Annotated in this window: 26 protein-coding genes and 1 tRNA gene; 12 read left to right on the top strand and 15 right to left on the bottom strand. The window is 31.1% G+C overall.

Features of this window, described 5'->3' with window-relative positions; all coding sequences use genetic code 11:
* Positions 1-10: 10 nt before the first annotated feature.
* Positions 11-550 (top strand): hypothetical protein, encoded by a 540-nt coding sequence (locus tag ACFSC2_RS20195; protein ID WP_379812809.1) that lies wholly within the window; start codon positions 11-13, stop codon positions 548-550.
* A 98-nt stretch (positions 551-648) separates the two neighbouring features.
* On the opposite strand, the gene ACFSC2_RS20190 is transcribed toward ACFSC2_RS20195, so the two are convergent.
* The 7 genes from ACFSC2_RS20190 to ACFSC2_RS20160 form a co-directional block, all read right to left on the bottom strand.
* Positions 649-1,209: a DinB family protein gene (locus ACFSC2_RS20190; protein ID WP_379812808.1), complete on the bottom strand. Its 561-nt coding sequence runs from the start codon at positions 1,207-1,209 to the stop codon at positions 649-651.
* Between the two features lie 55 nt (positions 1,210-1,264).
* Positions 1,265-1,771, bottom strand: coding sequence for a Crp/Fnr family transcriptional regulator (locus ACFSC2_RS20185; protein WP_379812807.1), 507 nt, complete (start codon positions 1,769-1,771; stop codon positions 1,265-1,267).
* A gap of 191 nt (positions 1,772-1,962) precedes the next feature.
* A complete protein-coding gene (locus ACFSC2_RS20180) occupies positions 1,963-2,070 on the bottom strand; it encodes a GIY-YIG nuclease family protein (protein ID WP_379814296.1) in 108 nt (35 codons plus the stop codon).
* Between the two features lie 55 nt (positions 2,071-2,125).
* A tRNA-Val gene (locus tag ACFSC2_RS20175) sits at positions 2,126-2,200 on the bottom strand.
* Positions 2,201-2,399: 199 nt separating this feature from the next.
* Positions 2,400-2,801 (bottom strand): hypothetical protein, encoded by a 402-nt coding sequence (locus ACFSC2_RS20170; protein ID WP_379812806.1) that lies wholly within the window; start codon positions 2,799-2,801, stop codon positions 2,400-2,402.
* Positions 2,802-2,807: 6 nt separating this feature from the next.
* Entirely contained in the window at positions 2,808-3,161 is a 354-nt protein-coding gene (locus tag ACFSC2_RS20165) for a hypothetical protein (RefSeq protein WP_379812805.1), read from the bottom strand.
* Positions 3,162-3,208: 47 nt separating this feature from the next.
* Positions 3,209-4,123, bottom strand: a complete 915-nt coding sequence (locus ACFSC2_RS20160) for a hypothetical protein (RefSeq protein WP_379812804.1) — start codon at positions 4,121-4,123, stop codon at positions 3,209-3,211.
* A 196-nt stretch (positions 4,124-4,319) separates the two neighbouring features.
* Between ACFSC2_RS20160 and ACFSC2_RS20155 the strand changes: the two genes are divergently transcribed.
* From ACFSC2_RS20155 to ACFSC2_RS20145, 3 genes are all read left to right on the top strand, one after another.
* Complete coding sequence (locus tag ACFSC2_RS20155; protein WP_379812803.1) at positions 4,320-4,517, top strand: hypothetical protein; 198 nt, start codon at positions 4,320-4,322, stop codon at positions 4,515-4,517.
* Between the two features lie 263 nt (positions 4,518-4,780).
* Entirely contained in the window at positions 4,781-5,419 is a 639-nt protein-coding gene (locus ACFSC2_RS20150) for an RDD family protein (RefSeq protein ID WP_379812802.1), read from the top strand.
* 39 nt (positions 5,420-5,458) lie between these two features.
* Positions 5,459-6,022 (top strand): adenylate kinase family protein, encoded by a 564-nt coding sequence (locus tag ACFSC2_RS20145; RefSeq protein ID WP_379812801.1) that lies wholly within the window; start codon positions 5,459-5,461, stop codon positions 6,020-6,022.
* Positions 6,023-6,083: 61 nt separating this feature from the next.
* Here the strand turns inward: ACFSC2_RS20145 and ACFSC2_RS20140 are convergent, their stop codons facing one another.
* Together ACFSC2_RS20140 and ACFSC2_RS20135 are read right to left on the bottom strand one after the other, a co-directional pair.
* Positions 6,084-7,013, bottom strand: coding sequence for a gliding motility protein GldB-related protein (locus ACFSC2_RS20140; RefSeq protein ID WP_379812800.1), 930 nt, complete (start codon positions 7,011-7,013; stop codon positions 6,084-6,086).
* Positions 7,014-7,056: 43 nt separating this feature from the next.
* A complete protein-coding gene (locus tag ACFSC2_RS20135) occupies positions 7,057-7,767 on the bottom strand; it encodes a hypothetical protein (protein WP_379812799.1) in 711 nt (236 codons plus the stop codon).
* Positions 7,768-8,064: 297 nt separating this feature from the next.
* Between ACFSC2_RS20135 and ACFSC2_RS20130 the strand changes: the two genes are divergently transcribed.
* Entirely contained in the window at positions 8,065-9,276 is a 1,212-nt protein-coding gene (locus ACFSC2_RS20130) for an outer membrane protein assembly factor BamB family protein (protein ID WP_379812798.1), read from the top strand.
* A gap of 49 nt (positions 9,277-9,325) precedes the next feature.
* Here the strand turns inward: ACFSC2_RS20130 and ACFSC2_RS20125 are convergent, their stop codons facing one another.
* Positions 9,326-9,826 (bottom strand): hypothetical protein, encoded by a 501-nt coding sequence (locus ACFSC2_RS20125; RefSeq protein WP_379812797.1) that lies wholly within the window; start codon positions 9,824-9,826, stop codon positions 9,326-9,328.
* Between the two features lie 153 nt (positions 9,827-9,979).
* Here ACFSC2_RS20125 and ACFSC2_RS20120 point away from each other — a divergent pair, with 153 nt between their 5' ends.
* A complete protein-coding gene (locus tag ACFSC2_RS20120) occupies positions 9,980-11,764 on the top strand; it encodes an ABC transporter ATP-binding protein (RefSeq protein WP_379812796.1) in 1,785 nt (594 codons plus the stop codon).
* Positions 11,765-11,870: 106 nt separating this feature from the next.
* On the opposite strand, the gene ACFSC2_RS20115 is transcribed toward ACFSC2_RS20120, so the two are convergent.
* Positions 11,871-13,040 (bottom strand): proline dehydrogenase family protein, encoded by a 1,170-nt coding sequence (locus tag ACFSC2_RS20115; RefSeq protein ID WP_379812795.1) that lies wholly within the window; start codon positions 13,038-13,040, stop codon positions 11,871-11,873.
* Positions 13,041-13,282: 242 nt separating this feature from the next.
* On the opposite strand from ACFSC2_RS20115, the gene aroB reads away from it, so the two are divergent.
* The 5 genes from aroB (at position 13,283) to recQ (ending at position 19,826) form a co-directional block, all read left to right on the top strand.
* On the top strand, positions 13,283-14,350 hold the full coding sequence (aroB, locus tag ACFSC2_RS20110; protein WP_379812794.1) for a 3-dehydroquinate synthase: 1,068 nt from the start codon (positions 13,283-13,285) through the stop codon (positions 14,348-14,350).
* 304 nt (positions 14,351-14,654) lie between these two features.
* Positions 14,655-16,058 (top strand): type III PLP-dependent enzyme domain-containing protein, encoded by a 1,404-nt coding sequence (locus ACFSC2_RS20105; protein ID WP_379812793.1) that lies wholly within the window; start codon positions 14,655-14,657, stop codon positions 16,056-16,058.
* Positions 16,059-16,156: 98 nt separating this feature from the next.
* Complete coding sequence (locus tag ACFSC2_RS20100) at positions 16,157-17,125, top strand: deoxyhypusine synthase family protein (protein ID WP_379812792.1); 969 nt, start codon at positions 16,157-16,159, stop codon at positions 17,123-17,125.
* Positions 17,126-17,133: 8 nt separating this feature from the next.
* Entirely contained in the window at positions 17,134-17,556 is a 423-nt protein-coding gene (locus tag ACFSC2_RS20095) for a DNA primase (protein WP_379812791.1), read from the top strand.
* Positions 17,557-17,708: 152 nt separating this feature from the next.
* Entirely contained in the window at positions 17,709-19,826 is a 2,118-nt protein-coding gene (gene recQ / locus ACFSC2_RS20090; protein WP_379812790.1) for a DNA helicase RecQ, read from the top strand.
* Between the two features lie 248 nt (positions 19,827-20,074).
* Here recQ and ACFSC2_RS20085 read toward each other — a convergent pair whose 3' ends face one another.
* The 4 genes from ACFSC2_RS20085 to ACFSC2_RS20070 all read right to left on the bottom strand — a co-directional run bounded on the left by ACFSC2_RS20085 (position 20,075) and on the right by ACFSC2_RS20070 (position 24,993).
* A complete protein-coding gene (locus ACFSC2_RS20085; RefSeq protein WP_379812789.1) occupies positions 20,075-20,590 on the bottom strand; it encodes a DinB family protein in 516 nt (171 codons plus the stop codon).
* Positions 20,591-20,602: 12 nt separating this feature from the next.
* Positions 20,603-23,188, bottom strand: a complete 2,586-nt coding sequence (locus ACFSC2_RS20080) for a phosphoenolpyruvate carboxylase (protein WP_379812788.1) — start codon at positions 23,186-23,188, stop codon at positions 20,603-20,605.
* 93 nt (positions 23,189-23,281) lie between these two features.
* Positions 23,282-23,761: an Lrp/AsnC family transcriptional regulator gene (locus ACFSC2_RS20075; protein WP_007805990.1), complete on the bottom strand. Its 480-nt coding sequence runs from the start codon at positions 23,759-23,761 to the stop codon at positions 23,282-23,284.
* Positions 23,762-23,838: 77 nt separating this feature from the next.
* Positions 23,839-24,993 (bottom strand): M14 family metallopeptidase, encoded by a 1,155-nt coding sequence (locus tag ACFSC2_RS20070; protein WP_379812787.1) that lies wholly within the window; start codon positions 24,991-24,993, stop codon positions 23,839-23,841.
* 313 nt (positions 24,994-25,306) lie between these two features.
* Here ACFSC2_RS20070 and ACFSC2_RS20065 point away from each other — a divergent pair, with 313 nt between their 5' ends.
* Entirely contained in the window at positions 25,307-25,756 is a 450-nt protein-coding gene (locus tag ACFSC2_RS20065) for a helix-turn-helix domain-containing protein (protein WP_379812786.1), read from the top strand.
* Positions 25,757-25,795 lie beyond the last annotated feature (39 nt).

Genomic DNA, 25,795 nt, shown 5'->3' with positions numbered 1-25,795 from the left:
AATTCCTATCATGATTCAAAACCAAACAAAAACTATTTTAAGTCTCTTCTTCCTCTTTTTTTCTTTCTTAATGCAGGCGCAAAAAGATACCGTTTACACGAACGGAAAATGGCTTTGTGCAAAAAATGTTACAGATATTATTAAAGAGAATAAAAAAGTGATCACTTATTTTTTGCCCGAAGATTTTGAAAGTGATTCTACAATCTACAAAATGGACAGTGCTTATATTTATTTAGGCAAAAGCAAATATTTACAACGAACCTATACATCAAAAAAAATAAAGTTTAAAACGCTTGTAGATGAACAAAAGAGAACTTTTTATCTTGAAGACCTAATTTCTAAAGAAAAAACAAAAATTAATTTTACAGAATCTTGCGAAATGGTTTTTACTGGAACAAACTATTATCCATACAAAAAAGTAAGATTTTTGTTTAGAGCAAAATATGATGGATATGATCAAGAATGCAGTTTGAGATTCGGAAGATTTGGAGAAAAAGAAGGAATTATAGTGAATCGCGGGTTTCCGATATATAAAAAATGTAAGCCTTAGAAGAAATATAAGGCTCATAAATAATTTATTTTTTGAGAACTAAAATTTAAGCAAACAATTTATAATGTTATAGCTTTTCTGCAGTTGTTGTAAAACCTTTATTGGGTTTTGGTATTTTTCATTGCAACTTGTATTTGGTCTATTTGATTAAAATGCCTAATAATGTGATTGATGAAAAATTGAAAAGTGTCTCCCAGCCTTAGCCTAATTAAAAATGAAATTGAAGTCTTAATCTTTACTTTATTTAAGCTTACATTTCTTGATTTATTTAACAAATCCAAAAGTTTAATTTGCTGGTTTATAAATCGATCAATTACCGATTTTTCAAGTTTACTGTTCAATGGATTTTTATCTTTAAAAGTCTTCATTTTGTTTAGCTTTTCTTTGGGAAGCATACTTTTAGCAAAGTAATTTCCTAAAATTCCACTGTTAAATTCAATGTCAGCTTTAGTGGTTGAATTTTGTATTTCGTTTTCTATTTGCTGCAAATAAAAATCACCATATAAATTCAAATGCTCCAAACACTCCAAAATGCTCCACGAAATTTCATTTTCCCTCCACGTTAAGATATTCAAATCATAACTTTGTAGTTTTTCTGCTTGGTGTATAATTTGTCGTGAATGCTCTAAAAGCATTTGTGTTAGTTTTTCAGATTGCATAATTTAATTTTTATACAAAATTGTAAAAAGTATTTTCTGCAAATCTTGATTGAAGTCAAGACTTTTTTAGTCGTGATAAAGTTTCGGGACTCATTCTTAAATAATTCGCAATATGTCTATTTGGGATTTCCTGAAAAAGTTGCGGGCTTCTTTTTAAAACTCTTTCATATCTTTCTTTTGGTGAATTTGTCAAGATATCAATTTCACGCTCCATTTGTTGCAATACCAAATTTTCTAAAATTTTTATCCATAGATTTCTATTGCTTTCTATTTCTAAAAATTTGTCTATTTGCTGTTTGCTTACAACCTTTATAACTGTTTTTTTTATCGCTTGAATAAATAAGTCTGAAGGCTTGCCTGTCAAAAAAGAGTCCAGTGAAACAATTAAATTTTCTTTGTATCCAAATCTGATTGTTTGCTCTTGATATTCATCTAAAACAAAAATCCTTACGCTTCCACTTTCTATATAATACAAATTGGTGTCAATGCTCCCTTTCACTTTTAGAAATTTGTTTCTTTCAATGAGCATTTTGTTGTCCGAAAGTTCAATAATTTCTTTCATCGCTTATAGGGCTTGGGTTTCTGTATTTTTGCAGACTTTATTGTGAGTTATATTTGCTAGCTTATCAAGTAAAAGATTTTACAATAATACGTAAAAACAAAATACTAAGATTGATGTATTTACTAAATTGAGATTTGTTGAAATAATAAAATTAGGCTAAGCGATTTGTGAAGTATTGTAAAAAAACAACGTCATTGGAATCCAATAGCCTTGTTTGTCTTTGTGTTGGCGATGAGTCTTTCTTCTAAATTGGAAGTGAATCCGATATATAATTTATTCTTGCTATCGCTAAATAAAATGTATATAAAGCAAAAAACTCCAAAGTCTTATGATTTTGGAGTTTTTTGAATTTTGTGGGCGATGAGGGGTTCGAACCCCCGACCCCCTCGGTGTAAACGAGGTGCTCTGAACCAGCTGAGCTAATCGCCCTATTTTACTAGGCTGCTATCGTTTGTGATTGCGAGTGCAAATATACGACTAGATTTTATATTTACAAGTCTTTTAGAGAGAAAATATAAATATTTTTGCGAAGTAAAATTTAGTTGACTATTTTTCAATTTATTAGCCATTAAAAAAATATTCCTTTTAATTCTGATTCCAGAAAAATTGAGCTTAGACAACATTAATTCTAACTCCAACTAATATTTATTTTGACATTATTGCCCGTAATCTCTACTTTTCCGCCCATTGCTCCATCTTCACCAGGATAGATTTCAAAAATTTCGGTATTGGCTTTAATCTTTGGTATTTTATTTTTTAGTCGTTTGCTTAGGGATTTCCATTTTTCGATATCCTCTCTTTTAGAAGTAAATTCAATAATAAATTGTCTTGTAAACATACTTCCTCTTTTTTCCATATTTGTGAATTCGGCATTTTTTGGAAGCTTATCTAAACCTCCCCATAAAAGTGTTGTTTTAATTACTTCTTCTTTCTGCCAAGGCATTACAAGGGTTGAAAAGTAGTTTAGATAAATGCTTAACATTGCAAAAACTAAAAGAATGCATGCTATTTTTGTTGTGGTTAGCTTCATGGTATTTTAAAATTTAATCTCCTTACAGATATAACCTCGTTCTTTAAAAGAGTCTTTTGGAAAATCCATTAAAAAACTCCCTTTTAATTCCCATAATATAAAAGTTCCGTCTTTAAGAAAAATCCATCGTGAAAAACTTCTTTCAGAGCCTCTATTTTCTGTTAATTCATAAAAAATAGCATCTTTATATCTTCCGTTATATTTATTCCTATCTATGTCTTGCTCTTCTAGGTATTCTTTGAAATTTTTCTTTGCTTCTTGACTAAAAGACTTAGATTTCACCCAATGAATTTCTCCTAAGCAATCCTTACAGTTTAAAGTATATTTATATACAGGGTTTTCTTTTAATAAACTTATCAAATATTTTTTCTTCGAAATAATGGATCTTTTGGTGCTAAAGACTTCATTTACTCCCGAAATTGTATTGAATTGAATGTTTTCGAAATAGTTGTATCTTTTAGATACATATCAAGACACTCACGACCTGAGGATCTCCCCCATTCTATTGAGGACATGGCTATAATTTCTGCTCTAGTTATTTCAAATTCTTTCTCTAATAATTTGAAAGTTTTGGGATATTTATTTTTAGCTTCTAAATAATTTTCTTTTTCAGCAATAAAAAGTTCATATGTTTTCCCAATGAAAGAAGAATTAAAGCCCTCTCCACTCATTCTTTCTTTGTTACTAGGAATTGCATCAGGTAATAATTGAGAAATTAATTCTGAAATTTTAGAATCGTAAATTCTCCTTTTTTTAGTATACCAGGGCAGCATATAAGGATATTGCCCGTTTGAATGCACTGTTATGGTGTCATTGTCTTTAATTATACCAATAACAACGAATGGATAGTCGTCTGTCCAATTTGAGCCTTCAAAAAAAGACGCGGCTTTATTTGCCTTTTGATAATTCTTAATAGTGCTGATTGCAATTGAATCTATTTCTTTGGGGATTTCTCTATTTCTTATGTGTTCCTTCCAAAGTTTTTCTGCATTATTAATCAGCCACAATGAATCCCTTCCAAAAGAAATCAATGGCTCTTTTTGGAAGGAAGTAGAATCATAATTTGTTCTTTTGATGAGTTTAACCAAATCATTGACCAATTTAGGATCAATTTTTTTAATTATTGAGTCAGGTTTCTCTAAAGGCGTAACCCACAAATCTTGTTTTTTAATTTGAAGTTTGTTTTCGAAACTAGACCAGCCGTGATAAGCATCAATTATAATTATCTTATCCCAGTCATTTAAAGTATTATTACTATTTTGCCCAATTAAAAACTGGATTCCTAGTAGAAAAATTAAGATGGATAAAAAGTTTTTTTTCACAAGTTATAGATAGCTGATGGTTTAATTTGTGTAAAAGAAATAAGCTTTTAACTGAAACGAATATAAGAAATATAATGACTTTAATACGGTAATTTTCTGATTTAGAACTAACCTGATTTTAGAATTATTTAATATATTTTTGTTTACTTCTACAAAACCGGCTTAATTCTGAACCGCTTTTTTTGGAATATTCTAAATGAAAAATAAATTAAAAATAGTTTTACTTTTTATTCCGTTTGTATTTTTTGCGAATTGCAAAAAATCATCACAAAATTTACCTGCGAAAGAAATCTTAGCGAAAGATCCTACTGTAACTAAAAATGGGGCGTTAATCGAAAAAAATTACATTGTTGTCAAAACAAGTAAACTACTTAAAGTAAAGCTACGGAAGTAAGCCGACTACTGATTTGACAAATATCTATATTCAATCCAAAGACAAGTGTTTTACACATTCAGAAGAATTATCAGATAATAATATAGAACAAAGAGATAGTATTAATAAAGTACTAATAACCACTGATTACAATATAGATGGAAATACTATTTACAAAAAACACTCTTTTGATAAAAAAGGAAAAATCATAGCAACCAATTGAAATTGATAGTATTAAGTAAGACTTTCTTAAAAACATTCAAAAATCTAAATTCAGAAAAACGATGGAAAACAATTTTACCGATGTTATGTCTCGTAAAACTGACAACGAATTAATTAAAATTGTTACGATAGATATTAAAAAATACCAAAACGCTGCTCTTGAAGCAGCTGAAAAAGAAATCTCTTCAAGAAATTTGGATATATCGGAAAAACTTGAAGAATATAAGATTCTCAATGAAAAGGAAAATTTAAGACGTGAAAAAGAGGAATCTGAATTAAAACAAAAAACGAGTGCTCTAAATAAAAGTATTGCAAGTACAACTTTACGTAGTATAAACTTTATAATCGATTTATTTGCTGTTTTAGCAATATATGTTTGCATCATTTTTGTGATAAAAAGCGCAACCAATATTGTAAGTCCAAGAGAAATTATATTAATAAACAGAACAACCATTTTTTGTGCTTTTCTCTTTTATTTTATAGTAACAGAAAGTATTTTTCAAAAAACGCTTGGTAAACTATTGACAAAAACGAAAGTGGTAGATTTAAATGGAGAAAAACCTAGTATCCTGAATATCATTATTAGAACCTTTAGCCGATTAATTCCTTTTGATTCTCTTTCTTATTTGTATAGCCTTAGTGGTTTTCACGACAAAATATCGAAAACGCTTGTTATTGTTGATAAGCATATAGATCAATAAATATAAACAGAATTAAAAAAAACAAAATTTTATAAATAAATGGAAATACTAATTATAACCGGCCCTCCCTATTCAGGAAAAGGTACACAATGCGAGATTTTAAAAGAAGAACTTAAATTTGAGCATATTTCGACTGGAGACAGATGTCGGTTAGAAAAACAAAATGAAACTGAAATCGGAAAAATAATGTCTCAATATGAAGAAAAAGGTGATCTTGTTCCCGACTCTATCATGAAAGATCTTTTCAGTAAAATTTTGGATGAAAACAAATCTTCTAAAGGAATCATCTTAGACGGCTATCCTCGAACAGAACCGCAAGTAAATGATTTAATGCAACTAGTTGAATCGAAAAACCTGAAAATTGGAAAGGTAATTAATATTGAGGTTCCAAAATCTGAACTTTTGGCAAGAGCCCAGAAAAGAGCCGAAACCTCTAATCGAAAAGATGATAAAGATGCCGCGATTCATCTTAAAAGAATTGAAGTTTTTGAAAACGCAACCCGTCCAGCAATCGAATATATGAAGTCTAAAATTAAAGTTTTAACTTTTGACGGATTGGGGACTATTGATGAAATTACAAACCGTATTAAAGACAGCTTGTAATTAATAGATAAAAATCATTTCAAAACTCCTTAAATACATTTTAAGGAGTTTTTTATTTTTATTACTTAAAAAAATCATCAAAACTTTTCTTTTTAGATTTTTGGTACTTTTCTATGTAGGTGTTGAGAAAGCCACTTTCTTTTAAAAACTGAAGTGGATCTTTTATATTTAATATTTCTTGAATCGCTTTTTGTTTGTCTTTCTGTTTATTAAAATAGGATTCTATTATTTTATAACCAATCCAATATCCTAAATCATTGGGTCTGTCATCTTTTTTAGAAGTTCCGTACAACCAATCTTGATGATCAGGATTTTTTAATCTCGCTATAAATTCTGTACATAATTTATCAATGTTTTGTTCTCCATATTTATAAGAATCCTGATTTATTGATTCTCCAGAAGTAAGTTCGCCAATAAAATCTGCACCTCCTTCAAGCAGACACCATTTTAACAGCATATCTTTACCTATTATGTTTTGTTGATAATGCACTAACTCATGGGCAATTAAGCCCGAAATTCCGTCCAGATTTGTAAGCTTTTCAGTTCCAATAATAATTCCTTCTGGTGCTGAAGTCCCGCCCGAATTAAATCTTCCGTAAACAAAGTAGATTGGAGGGAATTTTGCATTTGGATACCAATATTTTAATGCGCTGTAGATTGCTCTTACTCTTTTAGCCTTTGATGAAATACCTTCTAGGACATTTCGAGAAAGCTCATAATCGGCTTTTCTTTTCTTTACAACAGCAAAAAGAGAGTCTGCATTGATTATTCTGTTTTCTGTAAATGCTTTTACGCCAGGAGAACCTTTCTGCATATATTCAACAAACGGATTTTGTTTTGTTTTGTCCATTTTATCAAATGCTTCCCAGAAATTTTTAGAATCTTTTGTTTCAAAAACTGCGTCTAAAGGATTGTCAGAGAAATTATTTTGTGCAAAGGAAGTATTTTGAATACTGATTAATACAAATAGGATAATCAATTTTAGCTTCATAGTTTCTTTAAAGAATTTGATTGAATGTTAATTAAAATGAATGTTATACTTTTGAAATGTAAAGTCTTTTTGTCTTAGTTTTTAAATTCAACTCCACTATTCCACCGCGAATTCCCATAAAAACTTTTTCTTCGTTTTTTATTGCAATTGAGTTTGGATATAAACTTCTCCAAAAATCATTCTTATAAAGAATCTCCATTTTTAGATTTTTGATTTTATAAAAATTTTGATAAGATGCTACATAGATATTGTCTTTAAATATTGTGTATGCTCCTGGACAATCTCCAAAATCGATTATTTTTTTATAGCTAAATTTATCTCCATCAATTTGTAACTCATATAAAAATCCCTCATTAACAGATAAATGAGCTAAACCTTCGATAAAATAAATTTTGTTGTTATAATTAAATAAAAAGAGAATATTGCCCTCTTTTATTTCAATTTCCTTTTTTGTCTTATCATTAGGCTCAAATAACAATTTTCCTCCCCATTCACCGTGATTATAACCTTTTAGAACTCCGTTATTTATCTTTAGCTCACTATTTCTGCTTGAACTATAGTTTTCTACTTTTAATTTATTATTTTCAAAACTTACTTTGTATTCATTTCGAGAATAGTTAAGTTTTCTAGTTTGTTCACTATTCTTTTGAGGTATTTTTATTTCTTTAAAGTTTTTTGGAATCTCTGATTGAGCGCAGCTTATTAAGTTTCCTGCCAGCATTATTAAAGTTATGTAAGCTGTTTTATAGTTCATTTTTAAGTCTTTAATTTTGAATAAATAATTAAGATTTAAAGTTTAATTTTTACGAATATAACAAATATCTTTTACTATCAATTGTAAATTATATCTGTCTTTTTTCATTCTTATTTATAATTTTAATGACTTTGTTTGATCTAAACTCTATAATAATATTTTACTATATTTGGCCTAGATATTGCTAGACATTACAGAATTCAAAATGTTGAATTTTATGATCTTGACAAATATTTAATCAACTGTTTTTAATTTAAATAGCTGTTTCTATTTCAATTATCAAACCCAATCTTGAAAATGAAAAAAAATCTAATGCCCCTTTTATTTGTATTTACTTTTATAAATATGTTTGGGCAAACGCCGGAAGTTTCAAAATCTACTAAAGCCAATACTTCTAACAAAGCCTTACCTCCTAGCGAAATGGTCACCAATAAAGCCGTTAGTTCGCTGACAAAGGTTCCGTTAGACAAAGAATCAATGCTGATTTATGATTATGACGGTTCTCTTTTTTCATTTGATTTGGATGCCGAGAAAATTAACTGGACTGTAAAACCTTCAGATGCCAATAACGAAATGTGCGCCAATAAGGTCACATTACTTGATGGTGTTGTGTATGTTCCGTTTGTAAATGGTGAAATTTTTGCAGTTGACAACCAAAGCGGTGACATTTTCTGGAAATCAAGATTAGGAAATATCAAAGATCAAATTGTTTTAAAAGATCAGACTCCTGTTATCTATAATGGAAAACTTTTTATAACGGCTCAAAATCAAAGTGAAGGCAGTAATTTATACGCTCTTGATATAAAAGACGGAAGTTTGGTTTGGAATTACAAACTTGATACTGCAGCAAATGACATTTCGCCGCTTTTCTTTGATAATAAGATTTTTACTCAAAGCGGTTCTACAGTTTATAGTTTTGATGCGAATACAGGAAAAGTACTTAACCAAAAAAGTTTTGACACTGTTATGTCTGGAAAACCGGTAACAGATGGCGAAAGTATCTTTGTAGCTAACGAAAAAGATGTTCTTTATGCTTTAAGTCCGGACAAACTGGATATTTTATGGCAGTTTAAATTAGATGAAAATCAATACAATATCAAGGATCGTATATTTTGCAAAGACAGAAAAGTATATTTTGCATCTCAAGGTTCTGAGGTTTCGTCTGTGTACGCTTTAGATGCAAAGACTGGAATTAAGTTATGGAAAACTGATTTTACAGGAGATAACATTTTATACATCCGTCAAGAGGGCGAAAATCTTTGGAGTTATACCAAAAAAGCAAAAATGTTTGAATTGGATTTATCAAATGGAGAAATTGCTTTTGAGTTGAAGTTAACCACTTTGCCTATTTCAAATTTTGAATTTCCTGATAATGACAATCTACTTTATTATTATTGTGATGCTGGCTTGATCGAGTTCGATTTAACCGAAAAAGACGAAAATGTATACTATATGCGAACCTCTATAAGTGATAATATTTATAGCGCTTACCTAAAAATAATTCGATAACAAAAAAGCTGTCTTAATTAGGACAGCTTTTTTGTTTTATAATGTTTTTCTAGCTGATCCAGCCATCAAGCATTTTAATCATTTTCCATTTTCCGTCTATTTTTTTGTACAAATAGGTTCCACTTTGCCCACCGAGCATGCAATTGCAGTCTTCTGTTATTTTTATAATTGCGGTTTCTTTATTAGGAGAAACAATAGGCATCGAAATTTTATAAAAAATATCTTTTTCCTTATCGCATTCTGGAATAATTTTAGAATATTGAAGTTTTGAATCACTATTAAAATACTGAATTTTATTAGGTTTGAAATCTATTGAACTTTGATTGATTTTCTGGTAGTTTACCCAGAGTTGTTCTATAAAAGTAAAGTCGCTCAAATTGTCTTCAAAAATTTCAATTTTAGAAGATTTAGAGCAAATTTTTGGCAGCCAAATTTTATTGTCTTGAATAATTTCATTTAAAATTTTATACTTTTCATTCTCGCTTGTGTACGAATAGAAAAAGTAGCCGGAGAATAACATTAAAACTAAAATCAGGATTTTTTTCTTCATATAAAGAATTAAGATTGAGGTTATGGAAAACAAGCTATAAGCTAATTTATAAAATTTAGTTAAAAAATACTTTTCTAAAATTCTAATAAGGAATAATACTTTGTAGTAACTTTCCATAGTCATACATTTGCATACCTTAATATAAACACACCAATGGCAAGATTTAAAGAAAATGATTTACCAAAATCAAAAATAACTGCTACTTCCCTTAATAAAGCAAAAATAATATTCAAATACGCCGGACAGCACCAATGGAAATTTTTTGTTGGTTTAATTTTTCTGCTGCTTACAGGCGCTACTGCCCTTGCCTTTCCTAAATTAATGGGAATGCTTGTAGACTGCGTTAAAAACAAAGACAATGATCAAGCAAATCAAATTGCATTGGGATTAATTATCATTTTGTTTTTACAATCTTTCTTTTCATTTTTCAGACTTTCATTGTTTGTCAATTTTACCGAAAATACCTTGGCTAATCTTAGATTATCGTTATATACCAATTTGGTAAAATTGCCAATGACGTTCTTTTCGCAAAAAAGAGTCGGCGAATTAAACAGCAGAATCAGTGCAGATATTACACAGATCCAAGATACTTTAACGAGCACGATTGCAGAATTTTTACGTCAGTTTATTTTAATTATCGGTGGAATTATTCTTTTAGCAACCGAAAGTTTTAAATTGACTTTGTTAATGCTGGCAGTTGTGCCGCTTGTAGCCGTTGCTGCTGTAATATTCGGAAGATTTATTAGAAAATATTCGAAACAAGTTCAAGACCAAGTTGCCGAAAGTCAGGTAATTGTGGAAGAAACCATGCAGGGAATTAGTATTGTAAAAGCTTTTGCTAACGAATGGTACGAAATTGCACGTTATAAAGGTAAAATCAGCGAAGTGGTAAAACTGGCTATTAAAGGCGGAAAATATCGTGGTTATTTTGCTTCATTTATCATTTTCTGTTTGTTTGGAGCTATTGTAGCGGTTGTTTGGTACGGTGTACGTTTGAGTATTGCCGGCGAAATGAGTGTTGGTCAATTGATTTCTTTTGTATTGTATTCAACATTTGTAGGGGCTTCTTTTGGTGGAATTGCCGAATTATATGCGCAAATTCAGAAAGCCATTGGTGCAACCGAAAGAGTTTTTGAACTTTTAGACGAAAGTCCAGAAAAAATTAATGAAGAAACAAAAGGAGCGCACGAAAAAATAAAAGGAAATGTAACTTTCAAAAATGTTGCTTTCAGTTATCCGACACGTCAGGAAATTCAGGTTTTAAAAGACGTTAACTTTACGGCAGCCTTTGGACAGAAAATTGCCATTGTCGGACCAAGCGGTGCCGGAAAATCGACTATTTCTTCTTTATTACTTCGTTTTTACGATATTAATTCTGGAGAAATCACTGTTGACGGAAAAAATATCTACGATTATGATTTAGAAAATCTTCGTGGCAACATGAGTATCGTTCCTCAGGATGTTATTTTGTTTGGAGGAACTATCAAAGAAAATATCGCATACGGAAAACCAGATGCAACTGACGAAGAGATCATTCAAGCTGCAAAACAAGCCAATGCCTATAATTTTGTTGACGGATTTCCAGAGAAATTTGAAACAGTTGTTGGAGAGCGCGGCGTAAAACTTTCAGGCGGGCAGCGCCAACGTATTGCAATCGCGAGAGCGTTACTTAAAAACCCAAGTATTTTGATTCTAGATGAAGCGACATCATCATTAGACAGTGAAAGCGAAAAACTGGTTCAGGAAGCTTTAGAAGTTTTAATGGAAGGAAGAACCAGCATTATCATCGCACACCGACTTTCGACTATTAGAAACGCTGATAAAATCCTGGTTTTAGACAGCGGAAAAATTACCGAAGAAGGAACCCATCACGAATTAATTAATTTAGAAAACGGAATTTATAAAAACTTAAGCAACTTACAATTTAGCAATTCTTAAAATAGAAATTCCAATTTTTAAATTCCAAATTCCAATAAAAAACTCCAATCGAAAGATTGGAGTTTTTTATTGGCAAACTGAATACTAAGAAACTGTGTACTGACTACTATTTTTCTTTTCTCCTTTTACGTTCCGCTTTAATCATCGATAATTCACGGCTTGTCTGCCCAGCAACCGACGTATTTTCTTCAGCACGACGAATCAAGTATGGCATAACGTCTTTTACTGGTCCAAAAGGAAGATATTTTGCAACATTATAACCATTTTCAGCCAAGTTGTAACTAATATTGTCGCTCATACCATACAATTGACCGAACCAAATTCTAGAATCGTTTTTAGCAATTCCTCTCTCTTGCATCATTTCCATCAATTTATAAGAGCTCAATTCGTTATGAGTTCCTGCGAAAATGGCCATTTTCTCAATATGATCTAACATATAATGTACAGCACTGTCGTAGTTTTCGTCTGTAGCTTCTTTAGAAACACAAATTGGCGAAACATATCCTTTTTCTTCAGCACGTTTATTTTCTTTTTCCATGTAGGCACCGCGAACCAATTTCATTCCGATATAGAAACCTTCGTTTTTGGCAATTTCATGTAATTTTTTTAAATAATCCAGACGATCCCAACGATACATTTGTAAGGTATTAAAAACGATAGCTTTGTCTTTATTGTATTTACGCATCATCTCGGTAACCAAATCATCAGCAGCATCCTGCATCCAGCTTTCTTCACCATCAATCAATAAAGCAACATCTTTTTTATGCGCTTCGCTGCAGATTTTATCAAATCGAGCTACTACTCTATCCCATTCTGCTTGTTCTGCAGGAGTCAAAGTTTGTTTTTCGCCCAATTTCTCATACAATTCAAAACGACCTAAACCAGTTGGTTTAAAAACCGCAAACGGAATTGCTAAACGTTCTTTGGCAAAATCAACCGTTCTTAATGTCATTTCCAGAGCAGCATCAAACTGTTCTTCTTCTTCTTTTCCTTCAACAGAATAATCCAATACAGAAGAAACTCCTTTTGTAAACATTTTATCTACTACAGTAAGGCAGTCATTTTCGTTAACTCCACCGCAAAAATGATCAAAAACCGTAGCACGAATTAATCCTTCTACAGGCAAATGTGCTTTTAGAGCAAAATTAGTTACTGCTGTTCCAATTCTCACAAGAGGTTCGCTGTCAATCATTTTAAAAAGAAAGTAAGCTCTGTCTAGTTCTGTATCACTCTTTAGCGCAAATGCGGCTTGAGTGTTATCGAATATTTTTTCCATTAAGTATAGTTTTTCTGCAAATATATAGAGAGTTTTGAATATTATTCACCAAAACATATCCATTTTTTTAATATCTTTAATAGCAGGATAAGATATGTTCAATTATTCAGTAAATGTTTATTGATTACATATGGTAATTCATAAAAGATATAAACTATCTTTTTAAACAAATTAGAAGTAAAGTTTGAATATTATTTAGCTAAAATTGCTTTATTTTTGCGCTTTCAATTAACACAAGAACTATGCAGTCTATTCAAGCCAATAATTACCTCGTACATTTTAACCACAATGCTTACGAAGCTTTAAATAAACATTTAAAAGAAAATAAGTACTCAAACTTATTTATTATTGTTGATGATCAAACTAATGAACATTGTCTTCCAAAATTCCTGCCGCTTTTAGAAACTGATTTAACAATCGAAATTATCGAATTTGAAGCGGGCGAAGCGAATAAAAATATAGAAACCTGTATTGAAATCTGGAACGTTTTAACCGAATTAGGAGCAGATAGAAAATCGCTTGTCATTAATCTTGGCGGCGGTGTTGTAACTGATTTAGGCGGATTCGTAGCTTCTACCTTTAAAAGAGGTTTAGATTTCATAAATATTCCTACTACCTTATTATCTATGGTTGATGCTTCTGTTGGAGGAAAAACCGGAGTAGATTTAGGTAATCTTAAAAACCAGATTGGTGTAATTAACGTACCGCAAATGGTATTAATTGATACTGATTATCTGGAAACATTACCGCAAAGCGAAATGCGTTCTGGTCTTGCAGAAATGCTAAAACATGGCTTAATATACGATGCACCTTATTGGAGACAGTTCTCAGATTTAAAGTCAATCATTTTTGATGATTTAGATGAATTAATTTATCGCTCTGTTGAAATTAAGAATGAAATCGTAATACAAGACCCGACGGAGAAAAATATTCGTAAGGCGTTAAATTTCGGGCATACGTTAGGTCACGCTATCGAAGGTTACTTTTTAGAAAGCGAAACTAAAAAGACATTACTTCATGGTGAAGCCATTGCAGTTGGAATGATTTTGGAAAGTTATATTTCATGGAAGAAAAATTTAATATCTCAAGAAGAATACAACGAAATTAAAATTGTCATACAAGGTATTTATGATCAAATAATTTTTGAAGAAGAAGACATTGATCCGATCTTAGAATTGCTTGTTCACGACAAAAAAAATGAATACGGATTAATTCAATTTGCATTAATTGAAGCAATCGGAAAGATAAAAATTAACCAATCCGTTGAAAATAAATTGATTCTAGACGCGTTTCAAGATTATAAATCTTAAACTTTTTTTAATCAAAAGCATTGCATTAGGTATATATTATTTTTTACATTTGCCCCCATGAAAACAAACAGTAAACAAAGACACTTCAGCTCTTATCGAAACCGCCTCAACAGTTCGCTGCTTAGAATGTTGAACCGTTTTTATAATAGTAAAAGCCCGCTCTGTTTTGATGTTTTCTTGTGTTCAAAAGCGGAGCATGAAAAACTGCCGATTATATTTGCCAATATTAGAGTTTGAATTTAAGATTTAGCACCCAAATCGTTACTAAATAATACATTCAAAAATTCTAAACACAGACAAATAAATGAATACAAAATATTCTGATCTTATAAACCAGACATACTACTTCCCACAAGAGGAATTTAAACTAAACAAAGACAACCTATTGTTTCATAATATCGATTTGATGAAATTGGTAGAACAATACGGCACACCTTTAAAGTTTACTTATTTACCACAGATTTCTGAAAATATCAACAAAGCAAAAGCTTGGTTCAGAAAATCAATGGAGAAGAACAAATACGACGCTAAATATTACTATTGTTATTGTACAAAAAGCTCTCATTTTGAATACATTATGAATGAAGCTTTCAAGAATAACATTCATATAGAAACCTCTTCTGCATTTGACGTTAATATTGTTGAAAATCTATTAGAAAATGGAAAAATCAACAAAAGCACTTATGTAATCTGCAATGGTTTTAAAAGAGACGAGTACATTAGTAACATAGCGAGATTAATCAATAGCGGACATAAAAATACTATTCCGATTATTGATAACTATGAAGAGTTAGATTTACTTCAAGCTGAAATAAAAGGAAAATTCAAAATCGGAATCCGTATTGCAGCTGAGGAAGAGCCAAAATTCGAGTTTTATACTTCAAGACTTGGAATTGGTTATAAAAATATCGTTTCGTTCTACAAAAAACAAATTCAGGAAAATGATAAATTAGAGCTTAAAATGCTTCACTTTTTTATCAATACCGGAATTAATGATACTTCTTATTATTGGAACGAATTAGTAAAATGTATTAAAGTATACATCGCACTTAAAAAAGAATGCCCTACTCTAGACGGCTTAAACATCGGAGGTGGTTTTCCAATTAAAAACTCATTGGCATTTGAGTACGATTATCAATATATGATTGATGAAATCATTAATCAAATTAAAATTGCCTGTGACGAAGCTGAAGTTGATGTTCCTAATATCTTTACAGAATTTGGATCGTTTACAGTTGGCGAAAGCGGTGGCGCTATCTATCAGATTTTGTATCAAAAACAACAAAATGATAGAGAGAAATGGAACATGATTGATTCTTCATTCATTACCACTTTGCCAGATACTTGGGCTATAAATAAGCGTTTTATCATGCTTGCGGTAAACCGTTGGAATGATACTTACGAACGGGTTCTGTTGGGCGGACTTACATGTGATAGTGACGACTATTACAATTCTGAACAAAACATGAACGCGATTTATCTGCCTAAATACAGCAAAGAAAAGCCATTATATATTGGTTTCTTTAATACAGGTGCATATCAGGAAACTATTGGTGGATATGGAGGTCTTCACCACTGTTTAATTCCGCAGCCTAAACATATTTTAATTGATCGTGACGAAAACGGAATTCTTGCAACTGAAGTTTTCTCAGAACAACAGACTTCTGACGATGTTTTAAAAATTTTAGGTTACAAAAAAAAGTTATAAAAAAACGGTAGATTAAGTAATAGAAATAGTTAAAAAATTCTTAATTTGCATTAACATCCAAAAAGGTTACACTTTTTAATTCAAAAAAAACAAAAAAAATGAAAGGACCAATCAGTCAATTTATTGAAAAGCATTATTTGCATTTTAATTCTGCTTCTTTGGTGGATGCTGCAAAAGCATATGAAGAGCAGTTAGCTAATGGTGCAAAGATGCTTGTAAGTATGGCTGGCGCAATGAGTACAGCAGAAATCGGTAAAATTTTTGCAGAAGTAATTAGACAAGACAAAGTACAAATCATTTCATGTACCGGAGCCAATCTAGAAGAAGACATCATGAATTTAGTAGCACATTCTCACTACGAAAGAGTGCCTAACTATCGTGATTTAACACCAGAAGACGAATGGGCTTTGCTAGAAAGAGGATTAAATCGTGTTACAGACACATGTATTCCTGAACATGAAGCATTCCGTCGTTTACAAAAACACATTTACAAAATTTGGAAAGATGCTGATGATAATGGTGAGCGTTATTTCCCGCATGAATTCATGTATAAAATGTTGTTATCTGGGGTTTTAGAAGAATATTATGAAATTGATCTAAAAGATAGCTGGATGTATGCAGCTGCAGAGAAAAATTTACCTATTATCGTTCCAGGATGGGAAGATAGTACAATGGGAAATATCTTTGCTTCATACGTAATCAAAGGAGATTTAAAAGCATCTACCATGAAATCTGGAATTGAATACATGACTTTCTTAGCAGATTGGTATTCTAAAAACAGTTCTAACGGAATTGGTTTCTTCCAAATTGGTGGTGGTATTGCGGGTGACTTCCCTATCTGTGTTGTACCAATGTTGTACCAAGATATGGAGATGCACGATGTGCCGTTTTGGAGTTATTTCTGCCAAATTTCAGATTCTACAACCAGTTATGGTTCGTATTCTGGAGCAGTTCCAAACGAAAAAATCACTTGGGGTAAATTAGATATCAAAACCCCTAAATTTATTATTGAGTCGGATGCTACAATCGTTGCTCCGTTAATTTTTGCATATTTATTAGATTTATAAAATAATTTATGAAAAGAGTTATAGTAGACTACGCTAAACTTACCAATGAAATTTTAAACCTTTTGGTAGAAAAATTTCCTGATGGTTATGATGATTCGGATGTAATCCGTTTTAGAAATGCTAAAAATGAATTGGTTGAAGCTGTTGAAGTTCGTACTGAAGACACTATTTACTTAGTAAAAATTAGTACTAAATTGGCTGACAGAATTGAAAACTACGATGAAGATGACGATTTAGATGTTGATGTTGATGCAATTGCACCAGTAAAAGGTATCGATCTTGACGACGATATCAGCGATGACGATGATGACGACGATAACCTAGACAAACCAGATTCTGATGGCGGCGACAGCGACGGAGATGATGATGACGATGATGACGACAAAGCAGATACTGATTATGACGAAGATGAAGAAGATGATGAAGATTAATTCATCTCTTTAAAATATCAAAAAGGAACTTCTATTGGAGTTCCTTTTTTGTTTTTTTGATAGAATTAGAAAAACCCAAAAAATAAAATTTGTAAGATTATTTTTAAATTTATATTTTTAAGTCCTTTTAAAACTTAAAAATATCTGCCTTTATGACTTCAGAAATACTACATGCCACGTTAAAAGAAAATTTTGGTTTCGAAAAATTCAGACCGAATCAAGAAAACATTATTAATACCATTTTATCTGGTCAAGATACATTGGCTATTATGCCGACTGGCGGCGGAAAATCAATATGTTTTCAGCTTCCGGCTTTAATCTTACCAGGAATTACGATTGTTATTTCTCCTCTTATTGCTTTGATGAAAGATCAAGTCGATAGTTTGAAAACCAACGGAATCACAGCTTGTTATATCAACAGTTCTCAATCTGCACAAGAACAGCAGTATTATATAGATAACTTAAAATCGAATACTTTTAAACTTGTTTATATTGCGCCTGAAAGTCTTTCGTATTTAGATGCTGTTTTTAATGAATTGAAAATCAGTTTAATTACAATAGACGAAGCGCACTGTATATCTTCATGGGGTCATGATTTTAGACCGGCTTATACCAATTTAGGGTATCTAAAAAACCGCTTCCCTTCTACTCCAGTTTTAGCTTTAACTGCAACTGCGGATAAAGCAACACGAACTGATATTACAAAACAACTAAAATTAAGAAACCCTAAAACATTTATCGCTTCTTTTGATCGTAAAAATCTAAGTTTAGAAGTAAGACCAGCTTTAGATCGTGTCAAGCAAATTATTGATTTTATTGAAGACAAACCAAACGAATCTGGAATCATCTACTGTTTAAGCCGAAAAACCACAGAAGAACTTGCTGATAAATTAAAGAAAAACGGAATTACAGCCAAAGCATATCATGCAGGCTTAGATAATGCAACACGTGCAAAAACTCAGGATGAATTTATTAATGATGATTGTCAAGTAGTTTGTGCAACCATTGCTTTTGGAATGGGAATTGATAAATCGAATGTTCGCTGGGTTATTCACTATAATCTTCCAAAAAATATTGAGGGGTATTATCAGGAAATTGGACGCGCCGGACGTGACGGACTTCCCGCTGAAACAGTTTTGTTTGAAAGTTACGCCGATGTAATTCAGTTGCAAAAATTTGCATCTGATGGATTAAATGCAGATGTACAGCTTGCAAAATTAGAACGTATGAAACAATACGCCGATGCTCTAAGCTGCCGTAGAAAAATTTTGCTTTCTTATTTCGGGGAATTAGTTACAGAAAATTGCGGTAACTGCGATATTTGCAAAAATCCGCCAACATTTTTTGATGGAACGATTCTGGCTCAAAAAGCTTTGTCTGCCATATCACGGTTAAAAGAATCTGAACCTCTCGCCGTAATCGTAGATTTTTTAAGAGGCTCGAGAAACGCGTATATCTACGAAAAAAATTATCAAACGTTAAAAACGTACGGAATCGGCGATGACGTTTCTTGGTACGACTGGAATCAATATTTAATACAGCTGATTAATTTAGGATATTGCGAAATTGCTTTTCATCAGCATAATAAAATTTTGCTTACTCCTTTTGCAAAGAAAGTCTTATTTGAAAATGAAAAGGTAAAATTAACGACCGTTGTTAAGAAAGTAATTGATAAGAATGAAATAAAACAAGAAAAGACAAAAGCAGTTAAAAATTCTCTTTTTGAAACACTTAGAAAATTACGTTACGAAATTGCACAAGAAGAAGAAGTTCCTGCATACGTAATTTTTAGCGATGCTGCGTTAAGACAAATGGAAACGCTAAGGCCAATGAGTGACGAAGAATTCCTAGCAGTCGAAGGAGTTGGAAAAGCAAAATTAGAAAAATACGGTTCTGAATTTATCAATGCAATTATTGCATTTCATAAAAACAAAAAAGAGAAAGTAAAAAATAAAAAAGAAAGCAATACTTATAAAGTAACTTTAGAATTATATCAAAACGGTAGTAGTGTCGAAGAAATTGCTGAAAGCAGAAATTTAGGCGTCACTACAATTATTTCGCATTTAGCCAAATTATATACAGAAGGTTTTGATATTGATGTTACAAAATTTGTTTCTGATGAAGAAGTAAATCAAATTGAAAAAGCAAAAATCGAATTAGAGAATCCAAATGCGTTAAGGACTTATTTTGAGTATTTTGAAGAAAAAATGGGTTATGACAAAATTCGCTTTGGATTGGCTGTAATCGAAAGATCTAAAGAAAAGGCATAATGCTATAGAAAATATACGTGAAGTATATTCTAAAGCATACAAAAAATGGAATAACGAAGAAGATTCTAAACTTAGAATTTTGCATAAAGAAAGAAAGAAAATAGAAGCAATTGCTTCAAGATTGAAAAAACTAGAATTAAAATAATTTCTCGGTTTTTCCCATTTTATCGAAATTGTTATTAAAATATAAAACCCGACAGGTTTTTAAAACTTGTCGGGTTTGCTATATATACTTACAATTTCAAACTTTACAAATATCTTTCTTCAAAAACTTTTTGATGATGTCTTTGATGTCCAATAATTACAAATCCTAAAGCACGAACTGAAATTCTGTTGTTTGAAGCAGTTCCTAATCTTTTAAGTTGTTCTTCAGATAAACTCTTATAAAATAACAAATTTGAATGTCTTAACGCAGAAAGTTCTGTTAGTAAATCCTGAATACTTCGTTTATTTGAATCTGTGCTGTTTGCATAATCATCTTCTTCAAAACTTGGAAGAGGTGTTTGATCATTTCTCGAAAAACGTAAAGCACGATAAGCAAAAATTCGCTCACAATCCATAATATGCTGGATAATATCTTTGATTGTCCATTTGCCCGGAGCATAACGATAATCAAATTTATCCATTGGAATATTTTGAACAAAACGGATGAATTCGTGAAGTGAAATTTCTAGCTCTTCGATTAAATCTCCTTCTCCAGCTTCTTTAATGTAAGTACCAAAGTTACCGGCATATTCATTTTCTAATAATTCAGAACCTTTCATAACATATTATTTTTAAGCAGAATTTCTACTCGCGTTAGTATTTCCGAAAAGTGATCTTGTTACAATTTTTTCGTAAACTTTGATCAATTCTTCGTTTATATTTTCTTGTTTGTTGAGTTCATTAATTCTCAACAAAGCATATTGCTGAATCGTTAACAATGGTAAAACAATGCGTTCTCTAATTTGAATTGACGCAATACCATCAGGATAATTTTCCATCAATGTTTTGTGATCCGCAATTTTTAAAAGCAAACGTTTTGTTTCTTGAAATTCATCATTAATAATCTGCCAGAATTCTCCAAATTCAGGATCTTTTTGCATATAAGCTGTCAACGGTAAAAATGATTTTGCCAAAGACATCATACTATTTTCCAGTAATGTTTTGAAAAATAATGAATTATGATACAAATCACTTACTTTATCCCATTGTCCAGATTCTTCAAAATGTTTTAAAGCAGATCCTACACCAAAAAATCCAGGAACATTTTGTTTCAATTGACTCCAAGAACCTACGAACGGAATCGCTCTAAGATCTGCAAAATCTAATGATTCTGATTTGCTTCTTTTAGAAGGTCTACTTCCAATATTAGTTTTTGAGTAATATTTAAGCGTACTCATTTTTTCCAAATAAGGAATAAACTTTTCATGATTCTTCAGATTCAGATATTTGTTATAACCTAATTCAGCCAATTCTGTCAAAATTTGAGTTTCATCTGCAGTCAACTCATTTTTTTCTTTGCTAAAAACTTGATTAGTAACACCTGCACTTAATAAGTTTTCAATATTATAGCGGCAAGAATCTAAAGTTCCAAAATTTGAACTAATAGTTTGTCCTTGAACAGTAATTTGAATTTCGTTATTTTCGATTTTTGGTCCTAAAGAAGCGTAGAATTTATGTGTTTTTCCGCCTCCACGTGCAGGAGGTCCGCCGCGTCCGTCAAAGAAAATTGCTTTTACACCGTATTTTCTAGAAATTTCAGTTAGCGAAATTTTAGCCTGATAAATACTCCAGTTTGCCATTAAATAACCGCCATCTTTGGTTCCGTCAGAGAAACCAAGCATAATAGTTTGTTTATTACCTCGAGCTTTTAGATGTTTAGAATATTCTGGATTTGTATATAACTGCTCCATAACATCATGCGCATTTTGCAAATCATCTACAGATTCAAAAAGCGGGATAATATCTACCGTTGGATTTTCCCAATTATTCAAACGAATCATTGCAAAAGTTTCCATCACATTCAGCGCACTTTCGTTATTACTGATGATGTAGCGGTTTGCTCCCTCTTCTCCATTGTTTTCCTGAATCGTTTTAATAGCCTGAACAGATTCTAACGTTGATCTTGTAATTTCATTTTCGAAATCTGCCGGATTTAAATCGCCTTGTACTTTAGATAAAACAACTAATTTTTCTTCTTCCGTCAAATCAAAATAATTAGAAGGGAAAATTGTTGAGCCAGAATTTAAATAGTAATTAACTACATCCTTGAAAACGCTATTATGAATTTTACTATTTTGACGAATATCTAAAGTAGCAAAGTGGAAACCAAATAAATTGATTTTTACCAAAAATGCTTCCAATTCATCTAAATATAATGACTGATGTTTTTCGATAATAATCGCTCTAATTTTATTTAACTGCGTCAATAATTCGTCTAAAGTGATAAAAATTTCACCTTTAGAATAGAAAACAGAACGATAAAGTTTATGTTCAAGATCGGCTACCAAAGTATCTACATCTGAGAAAGTTAACTTACGTTTTAAATTTCTCATTTCAATATAATAACACTTCAAAATTGAAGTTCTCAAACGATCTGCAACTTTCAAAGTAATCTCTGTAGTTACAAAAGGATTTCCGTCACGGTCACCGCCTGGCCAGAATCCTAATTTGATTAATTGGTTTTGGATTGCATTTCCATTCAAAATATTTTTTTGCAGGTAATGAACAATTTCTCCAGAAGTCTCATAAAAAACATTCTCCAAATACCAGATCAAACTCACCGCTTCATCATAAGGATTTGGTTTTTCTTTCTGGATAAAAGGAGTTTTTCCTAACTGCGCCAATAATTGTTTAATTTTCAGCAAGTCATTAGAACGAATAGCTTCAGTCAAATCATTGATAATTCCTAAAACTGGCCCAGGATAAAATTGAGTCGGGTGCGCCGTTAAAACCGTACGAACATTAAAGTTTTCTAAAAACTCAATAAGTTCGTCGTCCTTTTCTTTTGCATCCGATTTCTCTTTAATATCTCTAAGAGAACCACGTCCTTCCATGTTGTTTACAGCGGGAAAGGCGGCGTCTTCTATGGCATCAAATAATACAATTTGACGTTCGATATATTGAATAAATCGAAACATTAACTCAATTTTTTCCTCTTCTGATGCGTTGTTCAGAAATTTATTAGAGAAAAAATCGACTATTTCTTTTGGTGTTTCTTGTTTTTTAAATCCAGTTTCGCAAGTTTCTGTAAATAAGGGCAGTAAAACTCCCGTATTATCTATAGAATCAAAAGGTAATGTTATAAAAACACTATTATAAATGTGGTATTTCGAGAGAACGTCTTGATTAAAACGTTCAATTTTTGGCAACGTATACATAATTGTGTTGTAGTTGGTTGGTTAATTAGTCATAAAAAAACCCCAAGAATAAACTTGAGGTTATATTTTTGATATAGCATTCAAGAAAAGTTCTTACATATTTTTGAAAATAGTATGCATCAAACGCTTCTTATCGTTTATACTTTCCTCTAATGAGATCATCGTTTCGGTTCTGTAAACACCCTCGATATCATCAATCATGAAGATAACTTCTTTTGCGTGTTTTGTATCTTTTGCTCTAATTTTGCAAAAAATGTTGAATTTACCTGTAGTTACAGAAGCTACGGTAACGAATGGAATCTGATTAATTCGCTCTAATACAAATTTTGTTTGAGACGTATTATTCAAGAATACACCTACATAAGCAATAAATGAATACCCTAATTTATCGTAATCCAAGGCTAAAGAAGACCCCATTATTATACCTGCGTCTTCCATCTTTTTTACTCTAACATGTACTGTTCCAGCAGATATCAATAATTTTTTTGCAATGTCAGTAAACGGAACTCTCGTATTGTCTATTAACATATCTAAAATCTGGTGATCTACTTCATCTAAACGAAATTTACTCATAATTCTTTAATTAATATTACTAATTGCTATTACAAAGTATAAAATTATATATAAAAAACAACAAATTCACATAAAAATTAACTTTTTATTAATCCGTTAACAAATTTAACATTTTTATTTAAATAAAAATTTGCTTTTTCACCCATTTTCGGAATATTCCCGGCATCGTCAGAATATTCTGCGCCTTTTGCGTCATATTCATAATGTCCGAAATAATTTTCCAATTCGCCTACTTCGGTAATATAAGCGTTAAAATGAATCTTATTTTCGATTAATTCTTCTTTGTATTGAGCGACAAAATTCGTAATAATTTCGATACCATCATAATTTATTTTGACATTTTTATACATAAAATCATAAAAAACCACATTATTTTGTGAAATATTCAAATATTCACCAAATCGATTATCAACTAAATCGTTTTCGGATATAATCTTAAAGCTCAAAATTAACGAGAAAAAGATGAATTTTCTTGTAATTTCCCTGTCGTAGTCGCCTGGGTAATGACCTGCCTCAAATAAAATAGTTGGAGCGCCTAAATATTGAAAAGTGTCTCCAATACAATTAATATTGAAAGAATCATCAAATCTACCTATTTGTCCAGGAATATATTCTTGAAGGGTTTCATTAATACCTGCGATAATATTAATCGCTTTTAATCTATTTTCATTTACTTCACGTTCTTCATTATAAGAAGGTGCTAAAAACGATACTGTTGCAGGTTTTCCTGTGGTTCCCGCGCCAAAAATAGTACGCTGGTCATGTAGGTTAAAGCAATAATGCGGTTTAAAATCTTCAAAAACAGCTCTTAAAACATTGCTTTCCGGCTGTGTCAAGTCTTGCGAATCACGGTTTAAGTCTATCTCATTAGCATTTACACGCGTATAAAGCCTCGCTCCATCTGGATTTAAAATAGGAATACTATAAAAGGTAAATGTATTGAGCATTTTCACTGCCAATTCTGATTCTCCATTTAGAAAATTGATAAAGTCGAATAATGCTTTGGTTGTGGTGCTTTCATTTCCATGCATTTGTGACCAAAGATAAATGCGGGTATCTCCGGTACCAATTTGATAACTATATATAGGTTCTCCTAAAACAGATTTGCCAATTTCTTTTACTTGATTATTGGTGTTTAGTTTATTTAATAATGGTTGAATGTGGTCTAAGGTCAAATAGCGACCAGAAATAGTTTGTTCTTTGTATTGCGTAAAAAGCGCTTCTAAATTCATTGTGTTGTGATTAGTTTACAAAAGTAAACATCTTTACTTTTACAATTGTAAACAATTAAAAATGATCCAAATTTAATTTTGTAAACATGATTTTATTAAAATAAGTTTAGAATTGTGAATGATACTAATTGTTAAAGTAGTTATAAACAAATAAATACGTAATAAACCTAAAAAGAGTAAGTTATGTGTTATTATTTAAAGTAAATTATAAACATTTAAATAGTTATTGTTTATTAAATAACATTCTAAAATTTGTGTACTCAAATGCTTTTTTTACATTTGTAAATCGAGTAATTAATTAAACTAATTTACAATGGTAAACATCGATGATTTTGTAAAAAGACTAGAAAATATACTTGAATATTACAGTTTGAATGCTTCTTCATTTGCAGACAAAATTGGCGTACAGCGATCAAGTATGTCTCATTTATTGTCTGGAAGAAACAAACCAAGTTTAGATTTTGTAATGAAAATAACAGAAGTTTTTCCTGAAGTTGATCTTTATTGGTTGCTAAATGGAACTGGAAATTTCCCTAAGAGTAATGAATTTTCTTCATCAGAAATTAAAAACGTCCTTCCTCCTGCTTCATACGAAATTTCAAATTCGCCTGATTTATTTTCTAGTTTTGAAAAAAATGAAAAATATGAATCAGCGAAAAAAGAAGTAACTCCAAAAAAAATCGATTTCCTCTCTGATGAAGAAGAAATCGAAAAAATTATCTTTTTTTATAAAAATGGTACTTTTAAAGTCTATAATTCCTGATTGAAAATTTAGACGATATTCAGGGATTGGTTCAGAAAA

Origin of the sequence: Flavobacterium artemisiae, assembly GCF_042678225.1 — a bacterium.
Lineage (GTDB): Bacteria > Bacteroidota > Bacteroidia > Flavobacteriales > Flavobacteriaceae > Flavobacterium > Flavobacterium artemisiae.
The sequence above is the reverse complement of the archived record's forward strand: the minus strand, read 5'-3'. Positions and strand labels throughout refer to the sequence as shown.

Coding starts and splice junctions, on each gene's coding strand:
- ACFSC2_RS20155 (WP_379812803.1), top strand. CDS start 4,320: ATGAAAAATAAATTAAAAATAGTTTTACTTTTTATTCCGTTTGTATTT.
- ACFSC2_RS20135 (WP_379812799.1), bottom strand. CDS start 7,767: ATGAACTATAAAACAGCTTACATAACTTTAATAATGCTGGCAGGAAAC.
- ACFSC2_RS20080 (WP_379812788.1), bottom strand. CDS start 23,188: ATGTATACGTTGCCAAAAATTGAACGTTTTAATCAAGACGTTCTCTCG.
- ACFSC2_RS20085 (WP_379812789.1), bottom strand. CDS start 20,590: ATGAAAGGTTCTGAATTATTAGAAAATGAATATGCCGGTAACTTTGGT.
- ACFSC2_RS20065 (WP_379812786.1), top strand. CDS start 25,307: ATGGTAAACATCGATGATTTTGTAAAAAGACTAGAAAATATACTTGAA.
- ACFSC2_RS20075 (WP_007805990.1), bottom strand. CDS start 23,761: ATGAGTAAATTTCGTTTAGATGAAGTAGATCACCAGATTTTAGATATG.
- aroB (WP_379812794.1), top strand. CDS start 13,283: ATGCAGTCTATTCAAGCCAATAATTACCTCGTACATTTTAACCACAAT.
- ACFSC2_RS20170 (WP_379812806.1), bottom strand. CDS start 2,801: ATGAAGCTAACCACAACAAAAATAGCATGCATTCTTTTAGTTTTTGCA.
- ACFSC2_RS20145 (WP_379812801.1), top strand. CDS start 5,459: ATGGAAATACTAATTATAACCGGCCCTCCCTATTCAGGAAAAGGTACA.
- ACFSC2_RS20095 (WP_379812791.1), top strand. CDS start 17,134: ATGAAAAGAGTTATAGTAGACTACGCTAAACTTACCAATGAAATTTTA.
- ACFSC2_RS20130 (WP_379812798.1), top strand. CDS start 8,065: ATGAAAAAAAATCTAATGCCCCTTTTATTTGTATTTACTTTTATAAAT.
- ACFSC2_RS20115 (WP_379812795.1), bottom strand. CDS start 13,040: ATGGAAAAAATATTCGATAACACTCAAGCCGCATTTGCGCTAAAGAGT.
- ACFSC2_RS20195 (WP_379812809.1), top strand. CDS start 11: ATGATTCAAAACCAAACAAAAACTATTTTAAGTCTCTTCTTCCTCTTT.
- recQ (WP_379812790.1), top strand. CDS start 17,709: ATGACTTCAGAAATACTACATGCCACGTTAAAAGAAAATTTTGGTTTC.
- ACFSC2_RS20070 (WP_379812787.1), bottom strand. CDS start 24,993: ATGAATTTAGAAGCGCTTTTTACGCAATACAAAGAACAAACTATTTCT.
- ACFSC2_RS20190 (WP_379812808.1), bottom strand. CDS start 1,209: ATGCAATCTGAAAAACTAACACAAATGCTTTTAGAGCATTCACGACAA.
- ACFSC2_RS20150 (WP_379812802.1), top strand. CDS start 4,781: ATGGAAAACAATTTTACCGATGTTATGTCTCGTAAAACTGACAACGAA.
- ACFSC2_RS20140 (WP_379812800.1), bottom strand. CDS start 7,013: ATGAAGCTAAAATTGATTATCCTATTTGTATTAATCAGTATTCAAAAT.
- ACFSC2_RS20100 (WP_379812792.1), top strand. CDS start 16,157: ATGAAAGGACCAATCAGTCAATTTATTGAAAAGCATTATTTGCATTTT.
- ACFSC2_RS20125 (WP_379812797.1), bottom strand. CDS start 9,826: ATGAAGAAAAAAATCCTGATTTTAGTTTTAATGTTATTCTCCGGCTAC.
- ACFSC2_RS20120 (WP_379812796.1), top strand. CDS start 9,980: ATGGCAAGATTTAAAGAAAATGATTTACCAAAATCAAAAATAACTGCT.
- ACFSC2_RS20105 (WP_379812793.1), top strand. CDS start 14,655: ATGAATACAAAATATTCTGATCTTATAAACCAGACATACTACTTCCCA.
- ACFSC2_RS20185 (WP_379812807.1), bottom strand. CDS start 1,771: ATGAAAGAAATTATTGAACTTTCGGACAACAAAATGCTCATTGAAAGA.